The following is a 12,668-nucleotide window of genomic DNA, read 5'->3' as shown; positions in this document are numbered from 1 at the left end:
CCTTTCCAGCGGATGCTGATGAAAACATTCCTTCTTTCCGCCGTCAGGCGTAATCGCGGGTTAACGTGGCGGGTTGTACAAGGTATACTCTGACGATTTTCACTCTTTTGAGCCAGACATGAAGCTGATACGCGGCATACATAATCTCAGTCAGGCACCACATGGGTGCGTACTGACCATTGGTAATTTCGACGGTGTGCATCGCGGGCATCAGGCGTTGCTGCAAGGCTTACGTGCCGAGGGCAGGGCGCGCGGTTTGCCTGTGGTGGTGATGATTTTCGAACCGCAGCCGCTGGAGCTTTTCGCGGCTGACAAGGCCCCGGCCCGCTTGACGCGGCTGCGTGAAAAACTGCGTTATCTGGCCGAGAGTGGAGTGGACTACGTCCTCTGCGTACGCTTTGACCGTCGCTTTGCGGCGCTGACCGCGCAGGACTTTATCAGCGAACTGCTGGTGAAGCGCCTGGGGGTGCAGTTCCTCGCCGTCGGCGATGATTTCCGCTTCGGCGCTGGTCGTCAGGGCGATTTCTTGTTATTACAGAAGGCTGGCGCAGAGTTTGGTTTCGATATCACCAGTACCGAAACCTTCTGCCATGGTGGCGTGCGCATCAGCAGCACCGCAGTGCGTCAGGCGCTGGCTGAGGATAACCTCGAACAGGCCGAAAGCCTTCTGGGCCATCCGTTTATCATCTCCGGGCGCGTGGTGCACGGTGATGAGCTAGGCCGAACCATCGGTTTCCCGACGGCGAATTTACCGCTGCGTCGTCAGGTGTCCCCGGTAAAAGGGGTCTATGCGGTGGAAGTGATGGGGCTGGGTGATAAGCCCCTGCCGGGCGTGGCGAACATTGGTACGCGCCCGACCGTTGCTGGCGTTCGTCAGCAGCTAGAAGTGCATTTGCTCGACGTTGTAATGGACCTTTACGGTCGCCATATAGATGTAGTACTGCGTAAAAAAATACGCAACGAACAGCGATTCGCCTCGCTGGATGAACTAAAAGCGCAGATTGCGCGTGATGAATTAACGGCCCGCGAGTTTTTTGGGCTTTCAAACCCGGCTTAAATGCCTACGTAAATATACGGAACCGAGAATCTGATGAGTGACTATAAATCAACCCTGAATTTGCCGGAAACAGGGTTCCCGATGCGCGGCGATCTCGCCAAGCGTGAACCGGGAATGCTGGCGCGTTGGACTGATGATGACCTGTACGGCATCATTCGTGCAGCCAAAAAAGGCAAAAAAACGTTCATTCTGCATGATGGCCCTCCATATGCGAACGGCAACATTCATATTGGTCACTCGGTTAACAAGATTCTGAAAGACATTATCGTGAAGTCCAAAGGACTTTCCGGTTATGACTCTCCGTACGTGCCTGGCTGGGACTGCCACGGCCTGCCTATCGAGCTGAAAGTTGAGCAGGAGTTTGGCAAGCCGGGTGAGAAGTTTACCGCTGCCGAATTCCGCGCCAAGTGCCGCGAATACGCCGCAACGCAGGTTGATGGTCAACGTACCGACTTCATCCGTCTGGGCGTGCTCGGCGACTGGCAGAAGCCATACCTGACCATGGACTTCAAAACCGAAGCCAACATCATTCGTGCGCTGGGCAAAATCGTTGCTAACGGCCACCTGCACAAAGGCGCCAAGCCAGTGCACTGGTGCGTTGACTGCCGTTCTGCGCTGGCAGAAGCGGAAGTTGAGTATTACGACAAAACCTCCCCGTCTATTGACGTGGCGTTCCACGCTGCCGATCAGGATGCGGTAAAAGCGAAATTTGGTGCCGCCAACGTGACCGGACCAATCTCGCTGGTTATCTGGACCACTACCCCGTGGACCCTGCCAGCGAACCGCGCTATCTCTCTGGCGCCTGATTTTGACTATGCGCTGGTGCAGGTAGACGGCCAGGCGCTGATTCTGGCAAGCGACCTCGTTGAGAGCGTAATGAAGCGCATCGGCGTGAGCGACTACACCATTCTGGGCACCGTCAAAGGCGCCGAGCTGGAACTGCTGCGCTTCACCCATCCGTTCATGGGCTTCGACGTTCCGGCTATTCTGGGCGACCACGTGACGCTGGATGCCGGTACCGGTGCGGTACACACCGCCGGTGGCCACGGCCCTGACGACTACGTGATAAGCCAAAAATACGGTCTGGAAATTGCTAACCCGGTTGGCCCTGATGGCGCTTACCTGGCGGGCACCTACCCAGAACTGGACGGTGTGAACGTCTTCAAAGCTAACGATAAAATCGTTGCGCTGCTGACTGAAAAAGGCGCGCTGCTGCACGTCGAAAAAATGCAGCACAGCTACCCATGCTGCTGGCGTCACAAGTCACCGATCATCTTCCGTGCGACCCCGCAGTGGTTCGTCAGCATGGATAAAAAAGGCCTGCGTATTCAGTCTCTCAAAGAGATCGACCGCATTGAGCAGGAAGGCCTGGCGAAAGAAGATCTGAGCGGCTGGATCCCTGCATGGGGTAAAGCACGTATCGAATCCATGGTCGCAAACCGCCCTGACTGGTGTATCTCCCGTCAGCGTACCTGGGGCGTACCAATGGCGCTGTTCGTGCATAAAGACACCGAAGAGCTGCACCCGCGCACCACTGAACTGATGGAAGCGGTAGCCAAGTACGTTGAGAAAGACGGTATTCAGGCGTGGTGGGATCTCGACCCGCGTGAAATCCTCGGCGACGACGCAGACAACTACGTGAAAGTGCCAGATACCCTGGACGTGTGGTTCGATTCCGGTTCAACCAGCTACTCCGTTGTGGATGCGCGCCCTGAGTTCGGCGGTCATTCTGCGGACATGTATCTGGAAGGTTCTGACCAGCACCGTGGCTGGTTCATGTCCTCCCTGATGATTAGCGTTGCCATGAAAGGCAAAGCGCCGTATCGCCAGGTACTGACCCACGGCTTCACCGTCGATGGTCAGGGCCGTAAGATGTCTAAATCTATCGGCAACACCGTTTCTCCGCAGGACGTGATGAACAAACTGGGCGCGGATATCCTGCGTCTGTGGGTGGCATCAACCGACTACACCGGTGAAATGGCGGTATCGGATGAAATCCTGAAACGTGCTGCCGACAGCTATCGTCGTATCCGTAACACCGCGCGCTTCCTGCTGGCGAACCTTAACGGCTTCGATCCGCTGAAAGACATGGTGAAACCGGAAGATATGGTGGTGCTGGATCGTTGGGCCGTAGGTTGCGCGCAGGAAGCGCAGGCTGACATCATGAAAGCCTACGAATCCTATGACTTCCACGAAGTGGTACAGCGCCTGATGCGCTTCTGCTCCGTCGAAATGGGCTCGTTCTACCTCGACATCATCAAAGACCGCCAGTACACCGCGAAAGCGGACAGCGTGGCGCGTCGTAGCTGCCAGACTGCGCTGTACCATATCGCAGAAGCGCTGGTTCGCTGGATGGCGCCAATCATGTCCTTCACCGCTGACGAAATCTGGGGCTACCTGCCAGGTAACCGCGAGAAGTATGTCTTCACCGGCGAGTGGTACGAAGGTCTGTTTGGCCTGGCCGACAGCGAAGCGATGAACGATGCGTTCTGGGAAGAACTGCTGCAGGTTCGTGGCGAAGTGAACAAGGTCATCGAGCAGGCGCGTGCTGATAAGAAAGTCGGTGGTTCTCTGGAAGCGGCAGTGACCCTGTACGCCCAGCCGGAACTGGCGGCCAAGCTGAACGCGCTCGGCGACGAATTACGATTTGTCCTGTTGACCTCCGGGGCGACCGTTGCGGATTATGAAGCGGCAACCGCTGATGCCCAGCAGAGCGAACTGCTGAAAGGGCTGAAAGTGGCGCTGAATAAAGCCGAAGGCGAGAAGTGCCCGCGTTGCTGGCACTACACTCAGGACGTCGGTAAGGTGGCGGAACACGCAGAAATTTGCGGACGCTGTGTGAGCAACGTGGCCGGTGACGGCGAAAAACGTAAGTTTGCCTGATGAGTAAATCGATTTGTTCAACAGGGCTACGCTGGCTGTGGCTGGTTGTAGCCGTGCTGATTATCGATCTGGGCAGCAAATACCTGATCCTCCAGAACTTTGCTCTGGGGGAGACGGTTTCGCTGTTCCCGTCGCTTAATCTGCATTATGCGCGTAACTATGGCGCGGCATTTAGCTTCCTGGCCGACAGCGGCGGCTGGCAGCGCTGGTTCTTTGCGGGTATCGCTATCGGTATCTGTATTGCGCTGGCGGTGCTGATGTATCGCTCTAAGGCCACGCAAAAGCTGAACAACATTGCCTACGCGCTGATTATTGGCGGCGCGCTGGGTAACCTGTTCGACCGTCTGTGGCATGGCTTCGTTGTCGACATGATCGATTTCTACGTCGGCGACTGGCACTTTGCCACCTTCAACCTGGCCGATACCGCAATCTGTATCGGTGCAGCGCTGATCGTGCTGGAAGGTTTCCTGCCGAAAAAGCAGGCGTAATCAAATAAGCGCAGTCTGTAGCCCGGCCGAGCGTAGCGACGCCGGGGAATTACAGGCTACGCTATCTAATAACAATAATCGTCATTCCAATGTCGTAAGATAAAAGGCTGTCCCTGCATGTCTGATTCGATTCAAAGCAATAGCGCAGTGCTGGTGCACTTCACGCTGAAACTGGACGATGGCTCTACCGCAGAGTCGACCCGTAACAACGGCAAACCGGCGCTGTTTCGTCTGGGCGATGCCTCCCTGTCTGAAGGGCTGGAGCAGCATCTTCTCGGCCTGAAGGCCGGGGACAAAAAATCCTTCTCCCTGGAGCCTGACGCGGCGTTTGGTATTTCGACGCCAGATCTTATCCAGTATTTCTCCCGCCGCGAATTTATGGATGCGGGCGAACCGGAAATCGGCGCTATCATGCTGTTCACCGCAATGGACGGCAGCGAGATGCCGGGCGTGATCCGTGAGATTAACGGTGACTCCATCACGGTTGATTTCAACCACCCGCTGGCGGGCCATACCGTTCATTTTGATATTGAAGTACTGGAAGTCGATCCGGTACTGGAGGCGTAACATGCAGATCCTGTTGGCCAACCCACGCGGCTTTTGTGCAGGCGTTGACCGCGCTATCAGCATTGTTGAAAATGCGCTCGCCATTTATGGCGCGCCAATCTACGTTCGTCACGAAGTGGTGCATAACCGCTACGTGGTGGATAGCCTGCGCGCACGCGGCGCCATCTTTATCGAGCAGATTAGCGAAGTGCCGGATGGCGCTATCCTGATCTTCTCCGCCCACGGCGTTTCTCAGGCCGTGCGCAATGAAGCGAAAAGTCGCGACCTGACGGTCTTTGACGCGACCTGCCCGCTGGTCACCAAAGTACATATGGAAGTGGCGCGCGCCAGCCGTCGCGGCGAAGAGTCGATTCTTATCGGTCACGCCGGTCACCCGGAAGTCGAAGGCACCATGGGCCAGTACAGCAACCCGAAAGGGGGCATGTACCTCGTTGAGTCGCCGGAAGACGTACTGAAGCTGGCGGTGAAAGACGAGAGCAAGCTGTCGTTTATGACCCAGACCACGCTCTCGGTGGATGACACCTCCGACGTTATTGACGCGCTGCGTGACCGCTTCCCGAAGATCGTTGGCCCGCGCAAAGATGATATCTGCTACGCCACCACTAACCGTCAGGAAGCCGTGCGATCGCTCGCCCAGCAGGCGGACGTAGTGCTGGTTGTCGGTTCGAAGAACTCTTCCAACTCCAACCGTCTGGCCGAACTGGCACAGCGGATGGGCAAAGCGGCCTATCTGATTGACGATGCGTCCGACATCCAGGAAGCCTGGGTAAAAGAAGCCGCCTGCGTTGGCGTCACCGCCGGGGCATCCGCGCCGGATATTCTGGTGCAGAACGTTATTGCCCGCCTGCAATCATTGGGTGGCGGCGAAGCGATTACCCTTGAAGGCCGCGAAGAGAATATCGTCTTTGAGGTGCCGCGCGAGCTGCGTGTGGATGTTCGTGAAGTCGAGTAAATTAATTCTCCCGCAGATGTGAAAAAATGCCAGGCTTAACGTCTGGCATTTTTTATGGAGAAATCATGCGTCTGCCTATCTTCCTGGATACCGATCCCGGTATCGACGATGCCGCGGCGATTGCCGCCGCGCTGTTTGCCCCCGAGCTGGATCTCCAGCTGATGACCACCGTCGCCGGCAACGTCTCCGTCGAGAAAACGACCCGTAACGGCTTGCAGCTGCTGCATTTCTGGAATGCGGATGTGCCGCTGGCGCAGGGTGCGGCCGCGCCGCTGGTTCGCCCGCTGCGCGACGCGGCGTCGGTGCACGGCGAATCAGGCATGGAGGGCTATGATTTTGTCGAGCATAACCGCCAGCCGCTGGCAAAACCGGCGTTTCAGGCCATTCGCGATGCGCTGATGCTGGCACCGGAGCCGGTCACGCTGGTCGCCATTGGCCCGCTGACCAATATCGCGCTACTGCTGACGCAGTACCCTGAATGCCGCTTCAATATTCGTCGACTGGTGATTATGGGCGGTTCTGCCGGGCGCGGTAACTTCACGCCGAATGCCGAGTTTAATATTGCTATCGACCCGGAAGCGGCGGCGCTGGTGTTCCGCAGCGGCCTGGAGATTGTGATGTGCGGGCTGGACGTCACCAACCAGGCGACGCTCTCACCGGAATATCTGGCCTCGTTGCCCGCGCTGAATAAAACCGGCGCCATGCTCCACGCGCTGTTCAGCCACTACCGCAGCGGCAGTATGCAGAGCGGCCTGCGCATGCACGACCTGTGCGCGATTGCCTGGCTGGCGCGTCCGGCGCTGTTTACCCTGCAAAGCTGCTACGTCGCCGTAGAAACTCAGGGGCAATATACCACCGGGACAACGGTGGTGGACATCGAAGGGAAACTTGGGCAGCCAGCTAACGCGCAGGTGGCATTGGGGCTGGATGTCGAAGGCTTCCGCCAATGGGTTGCAGAGGTCTTTGCACTAGCGCCGTAATGGTGTTTAGCGATGATGCTGCGGTAGCTTCTCGCTCAAATAATCAATCATCGCCCGCATTCTGGCGGGCATATGTTGGTTACGCGTCCATAAGAGCCAGAGATCGCCGCTGTAGTCGCTGATAAACTCCCACTCTGGTAGCACTTGCACTATCTCACCGTTAGCCAGCGATTCCCGTGCGGTAAACAGCGGCAGGCTGCCGATACCGAGATGGTTTTTCACCGCATCCAGCCGCACGCCGGTATGGTTGGCGGCGTAGCGTCCGTGGGTTTGAATCGTCTCGCTTTTCTCACCGAGGCGGAATTTCCAGCGTGAATCGGCGGGCGTTTCACCAAGGCTGATACAGCAATGTTCGCGCAGCGCCTGAGGGGAATCGGGCGTGCCGTATCGGCGCAAATACGCCGGGGTTGCGCAAATCACGTGGCTTACCGGCATCAACGCTTTGCCATACAGACCGGGGGAGGGGGACTGGCTGATGCGTAGCGCCAGGTCGACGCCATCGTCAATCAAATCCATATAGCGGTCCTCAAGACGCAGGCACACGTCTACGTCCGGATAGCGCTCAAAAAATTCGGCCATCAGCGGGTGAATCACAAAACGTCCCACCGCTTTCGGTACGCTAACGGTCAATTTACCCTGTGCCACTTGCTGGCGGCTACTGCCAGAATCCATCGCCATTTGGGCCGCATTCAGCATCTCCTGAGCATGTTCGTACACCATCTTGCCGGTATCACTCAGCGCCAGCTTACGGGTGGTGCGGTGCAGCAACTTGCTGCCAAGCGCCTGCTCAAGACGGGACACGCTACGGCTTATCGCTGAAGGCGTTGCCCCGGTCGCTTTGGCCGCAGCGGTAAAGCTGCCCAGGTCGATAATCAACACGAAGGTGGCAAGGTCAGGTAGAAGATTAGGATTCATTTGTGCGTACCAGGCAAAGATGCATTGAGTGAGCGCAGGATTATCGACGCAGATAAAGTGAATATACTCTTCTCACCAAGAGGAGAACACTTATGACTGAACGTCTTTATTACACCAGCGATAACACTGAAGGCAGAGCTAACGTGCTGAGCTGTACGCCAGAGCCGGACGGGCGCTACGCGGTGGTGCTGGATAGCACCCTTTTTCACCCGCAGGGCGGTGGGCAGCCTGCGGACGCGGGCTGGATTGATGATGAACCGGTTGAAACGGTGCAGTCACGTGGTGACGAAGTGCTGCATATTGTGGCAAAACCGCTATCCGTCGGTGCCGTGAATCTGCGTGTGGATGCTGTGCTGCGGCAAATGCATGCCCGGCTGCATTCGGCGGGACATCTGATTGGTCTGGCGGGAACAGAATACGGCTGGCATCCGGTGAAAGCGCACCATTGGCCCAATGAGGGGCGTATTACTTTCGCCGCCGGTGGAAACGGCACGCTGCCGGATGCGCCGTCGCTGCTGGCGAAAATCAGCGCCTGGCAGGCGGAAAACTTTCCCCGACAGGTGACCTTCGCCGACGGATTGCGCCATGTTGGGTTTGGTCATCTCCCGGCTTACCCGTGCGGAGGAACACACGTTGCTCATCTTTCGGACATTGGGCCGGTGACGATTACCCAGGTGAAGTTGAAAAAGGGGCAGATGATCGTCAACTATACGCTCGAGGCGTAAAACGCACCTGGCGAAATTATCTTCGCGGATTCTCTGGCCACCGCTCGGTTTTCCCGTTGTTTTTCCATTGTCTCTCGCCATCCTGAGCGCGTTTGACTTCTTTCCTTTGCTGCGGCAATGATTCATCCTGCGGGATGAATCATGTCTTTTACTGATATTCCTCTCTGTTTATCATTAAATTCTAATTATCGGCGTTTTCGGCTGGCGACCCTGTTGTGGGCTGGTTACTCTGAAAACGATTTACGCAATTTTAACAAAAGAGAATAGCTATGCATGAAGCACAAATCCGCGTCGCCATTGCAGGCGCTGGCGGGCGCATGGGACGGCAGTTAATCCAGGCAACCCTGGCGATGGAAGGGGTTCAATTAGGGGCTGCGCTGGAGCGTGAAGGCTCTTCTTTACTGGGCAGCGATGCTGGTGAAATGGCGGGTGCTGGTCAATCTGGCGTCACCGTTCAGAGCAGCCTGGAAGCGGTAAAAGATGATTTTGACGTGTTCATCGATTTTACCCGTCCGGAAGGCACGCTGGCACATCTGGCGTTTTGCCGCCAGCATGGTAAAGGCATGGTCATTGGTACCACCGGCTTCGACGATGCCGGTAAGCAGGCCATTCGCGACGCTTCACAAGAGATTGCGATCGTTTTCGCGGCCAACTTTAGCGTCGGCGTTAACGTCATGCTTAAGCTGCTGGAAAAAGCGGCGAAAGTGATGGGCGACTATACCGATATCGAAATTATTGAAGCGCACCACCGCCATAAAGTGGATGCACCATCGGGTACGGCACTGGCGATGGGTGAAGCGATCGCCGGGGCGCTGGATAAAGATCTGAAGGACTGCGCGGTCTACTCGCGCGAAGGTTATACCGGTGAACGCGTTCCTGGCACCATTGGTTTTGCTACCGTTCGCGCCGGGGACATTGTTGGTGAACACACTGCGATGTTTGCCGATATTGGCGAGCGTGTAGAGATTACGCATAAGGCTTCCAGCCGCATGACGTTTGCTAACGGCGCGGTAAGATCGGCTCTGTGGCTCAAGTCTAAGAAAAATGGTCTTTTTGATATGCGTGATGTGCTGAATTTGAATGAATTATAAGTATTTATTACCCATCGTGATGTGGTTATTGTAGTCATAATTACTTGATTACACAGGGCAATATTTTATTGCCCTTTATTTTGCCTTTTGTTTTATGATTCTGTTTTGAGTTTGGTGTTTTTATAAGTTATCTATCGAAAATGTGTTGGTTAAATGTAAATTTTGACCATCCGGTCTACTTTTTTACGCTCACCGCTGAAATTTAACACTCTTCCAGCTCCGCAAGCGTTTTCTACAATGAGTTAGTTGATCTTTTTGATGGCTATCGCCTTGCTGTCACATCAGTGGCGCAAAATAATAATAAAAATTGTCCTTTAAGGTAGACATTTGCCGAGGCTGTCACTAGAATGCCGCCGTTTGCCAGAAATTCATCGGTAAGCAGATTTGCATTGATTTGTGCCATTGTTATGAATTAATATGCAAATAAAGCGAGTAAATATTCTCTGGAGGGTGTTTTGATTAAGTCAGCGCTATTGGTTCTGGAAGACGGAACCCAGTTTTACGGTCGGGCCATAGGGGCAACGGGTTCGGCGGTTGGGGAAGTCGTTTTCAATACTTCAATGACCGGTTATCAAGAAATCCTCACTGATCCTTCCTATTCTCGCCAAATCGTCACCCTTACTTATCCCCATATTGGTAATGTCGGCACCAATGCCGCCGATGAAGAGTCCTCTCAGGTTCACGCTCAGGGTCTGGTTATTCGCGACCTGCCGCTGATTGCCAGCAACTATCGCAACACCGAAGACCTCTCTTCTTACCTTAAGCGCCATAACATCGTGGCGATTGCCGATATCGATACTCGTAAGCTGACGCGACTGCTGCGCGAGAAGGGCGCTCAGAACGGCTGCATCATCGCAGGCGATAATCTGGATGCTAAGCTGGCCTTAGAAAAAGCCAAAGCGTTCCCGGGCTTAAATGGGATGGACCTGGCAAAAGAAGTGACCACGGCTGAATCCTACAGCTGGACGCAGGGTAGCTGGACACTGGCGGGTGACCTGCCGGAAGCCAAGTCCGAAGAAGAGCTGCCGTTCCACGTCGTTGCCTACGATTTTGGCGCGAAGCGCAACATCCTGCGCATGCTGGTTGACCGCGGCTGCCGCCTGACGGTGGTACCAGCGAAGACCTCCGCTGAAGAAGTGCTGGCGATGAATCCAGACGGCGTGTTCCTGTCTAACGGCCCTGGCGACCCGGCGCCGTGCGACTACGCCATCGACGCGATTGAAAAATTCCTCCAGACCAACGTTCCGGTATTTGGCATCTGCCTCGGTCATCAGTTGCTGGCGCTGGCGAGCGGTGCGAAGACCATCAAGATGAAGTTTGGTCACCACGGTGGTAACCACCCGGTGAAAGACATGGACAAGAACGTGGTGATGATCACCGCGCAGAACCACGGCTTTGCGGTTGATGAAGACTCGCTGCCGGCCAACCTGCGCGTAACCCACAAATCTCTGTTCGACGGTACCCTGCAGGGGATTCACCGTACCGATAAACCGGCGTTCAGCTTCCAGGGCCACCCAGAGGCGAGCCCAGGCCCGCACGATGCGGCACCGCTGTTCGACCACTTTATCGAGCTTATTGAGCAATACCGTCAGTCCGCGAAATAATCAGGAGTAATAAGAGCCATGCCAAAACGTACAGACATAAAAAGTATCCTGATTCTGGGCGCGGGCCCGATTGTTATCGGTCAGGCGTGTGAGTTTGACTACTCCGGTGCCCAGGCGTGTAAAGCGCTGCGCGAAGAGGGCTACCGCGTCATTCTGGTGAACTCCAACCCAGCTACCATCATGACCGACCCGGAAATGGCCGATGCCACCTACATCGAGCCGATTCACTGGGAAGTGGTGCGTAAAATCATCGAAAAAGAGCGTCCGGATGCGGTTCTGCCAACGATGGGCGGCCAGACCGCGCTGAACTGCGCGCTGGAGCTGGAGCGTCAGGGCGTGCTCGAAGAGTTCGGCGTGACCATGATTGGTGCTACCGCCGACGCGATTGATAAAGCAGAAGACCGTCGCCGTTTCGACGTCGCGATGAAGAAAATCGGCCTCGACACCGCGCGTTCCGGTATCGCGCACACCATGGAAGAAGCGCTGGCGGTTGCCGCTGACGTTGGCTTCCCATGCATCATCCGCCCAAGCTTCACCATGGGCGGCACCGGTGGCGGTATCGCTTACAACCGTGAAGAGTTCGAAGAAATCTGTGAACGCGGTCTGGATCTCTCGCCAACCAACGAGCTGCTGATTGATGAATCGCTGATCGGCTGGAAAGAGTACGAGATGGAAGTGGTGCGTGACAAAAACGACAACTGCATCATCGTCTGCTCTATCGAAAACTTCGATGCGATGGGCATCCACACCGGTGACTCCATCACCGTCGCGCCAGCGCAGACTCTGACCGACAAAGAATACCAAATCATGCGTAACGCCTCGATGGCGGTACTGCGTGAAATCGGCGTAGAAACCGGTGGTTCTAACGTGCAGTTCTCGGTGAACCCGAAAGATGGTCGCCTGATTGTTATCGAAATGAACCCGCGCGTATCCCGCTCCTCGGCGCTGGCCTCGAAAGCGACCGGCTTCCCGATTGCTAAAGTGGCTGCCAAGCTGGCAGTGGGTTACACCCTAGATGAACTGATGAACGACATCACCGGCGGCCGTACCCCGGCTTCCTTCGAGCCGTCCATCGACTACGTTGTGACTAAGATTCCACGCTTCAACTTCGAGAAATTCGTTGGCGCTAACGACCGTCTGACCACGCAGATGAAATCTGTCGGTGAAGTGATGGCGATTGGCCGCACGCAGCAGGAATCCCTGCAGAAAGCGCTGCGCGGTCTGGAAGTGGGTGCGACCGGCTTTGACCCGAAAGTAAGCCTCGACGACCCTGAAGCGCTGACCAAAATCCGCCGCGAACTGAAAGACGCAGGCGCTGAGCGTATCTGGTACATCGCCGATGCCTTCCGCGCAGGTCTCTCCGTCGACGGCGTGTTTAACCTGACCAACATCGACCGCTGGTTCCT

11 protein-coding genes are annotated in these 12,668 nt (G+C 55.9%); 10 read left to right on the top strand and 1 reads right to left on the bottom strand.

The window, feature by feature from the left end:
- Nucleotides 1-118 precede the first annotated feature (118 nt).
- The 6 genes from ribF (at nucleotide 119) to rihC (ending at nucleotide 6,927) form a co-directional block, all read left to right on the top strand.
- On the top strand, nucleotides 119-1,057 hold the full coding sequence (gene ribF / locus GKAS_RS13705; RefSeq protein ID WP_035894917.1) for a bifunctional riboflavin kinase/FAD synthetase: 939 nt from the start codon (nucleotides 119-121) through the stop codon (nucleotides 1,055-1,057).
- A gap of 33 nt (nucleotides 1,058-1,090) precedes the next feature.
- Nucleotides 1,091-3,940, top strand: a complete 2,850-nt coding sequence (gene ileS, locus GKAS_RS13700; protein ID WP_035894916.1) for an isoleucine--tRNA ligase — start codon at nucleotides 1,091-1,093, stop codon at nucleotides 3,938-3,940.
- A complete protein-coding gene (gene lspA, locus GKAS_RS13695) occupies nucleotides 3,940-4,428 on the top strand; it encodes a signal peptidase II (protein ID WP_035894915.1) in 489 nt (162 codons plus the stop codon). Before ileS ends, lspA begins: the two co-directional genes overlap by 1 nt.
- A gap of 117 nt (nucleotides 4,429-4,545) precedes the next feature.
- Complete coding sequence (gene fkpB, locus GKAS_RS13690; RefSeq protein ID WP_035894914.1) at nucleotides 4,546-4,995, top strand: FKBP-type peptidyl-prolyl cis-trans isomerase; 450 nt, start codon at nucleotides 4,546-4,548, stop codon at nucleotides 4,993-4,995.
- Nucleotide 4,996: 1 nt separating this feature from the next.
- Nucleotides 4,997-5,947, top strand: a complete 951-nt coding sequence (gene ispH, locus GKAS_RS13685; protein WP_035894912.1) for a 4-hydroxy-3-methylbut-2-enyl diphosphate reductase — start codon at nucleotides 4,997-4,999, stop codon at nucleotides 5,945-5,947.
- A gap of 65 nt (nucleotides 5,948-6,012) precedes the next feature.
- The gene (gene rihC / locus GKAS_RS13680) at nucleotides 6,013-6,927 is read left to right on the top strand and encodes a ribonucleoside hydrolase RihC (protein ID WP_035894911.1); all 915 of its coding nucleotides are present in this window, start codon (nucleotides 6,013-6,015) and stop codon (nucleotides 6,925-6,927) included.
- Between the two features lie 6 nt (nucleotides 6,928-6,933).
- On the opposite strand, the gene GKAS_RS13675 is transcribed toward rihC, so the two are convergent.
- Nucleotides 6,934-7,842 (bottom strand): LysR family transcriptional regulator, encoded by a 909-nt coding sequence (locus GKAS_RS13675; RefSeq protein ID WP_035894910.1) that lies wholly within the window; start codon nucleotides 7,840-7,842, stop codon nucleotides 6,934-6,936.
- Between the two features lie 92 nt (nucleotides 7,843-7,934).
- On the opposite strand from GKAS_RS13675, the gene GKAS_RS13670 reads away from it, so the two are divergent.
- From GKAS_RS13670 to carB, 4 genes are all read left to right on the top strand, one after another.
- Nucleotides 7,935-8,567 carry a serine-tRNA(Ala) deacylase AlaX gene (locus tag GKAS_RS13670; protein ID WP_035894909.1) on the top strand — a complete coding sequence of 211 codons (633 nt, stop codon included), beginning with the start codon at nucleotides 7,935-7,937 and terminating at the stop codon, nucleotides 8,565-8,567.
- A gap of 269 nt (nucleotides 8,568-8,836) precedes the next feature.
- Nucleotides 8,837-9,658 (top strand): 4-hydroxy-tetrahydrodipicolinate reductase, encoded by an 822-nt coding sequence (gene dapB / locus GKAS_RS13665; protein ID WP_035894908.1) that lies wholly within the window; start codon nucleotides 8,837-8,839, stop codon nucleotides 9,656-9,658.
- Between the two features lie 455 nt (nucleotides 9,659-10,113).
- Entirely contained in the window at nucleotides 10,114-11,262 is a 1,149-nt protein-coding gene (gene carA / locus GKAS_RS13660) for a glutamine-hydrolyzing carbamoyl-phosphate synthase small subunit (RefSeq protein WP_035894907.1), read from the top strand.
- 18 nt (nucleotides 11,263-11,280) lie between these two features.
- Nucleotides 11,281-12,668, top strand: a 1,388-nt coding sequence (gene carB, locus GKAS_RS13655; RefSeq protein WP_035894906.1) for a carbamoyl-phosphate synthase large subunit, incomplete at its 3' end; no start/stop codon positions are given.

Origin of the sequence: Kluyvera ascorbata ATCC 33433 (genome assembly GCF_000735365.1) — a bacterium.
GTDB lineage: Bacteria > Pseudomonadota > Gammaproteobacteria > Enterobacterales > Enterobacteriaceae > Kluyvera > Kluyvera ascorbata.
This window is presented reverse-complemented; position numbering and strand designations above follow the sequence as displayed.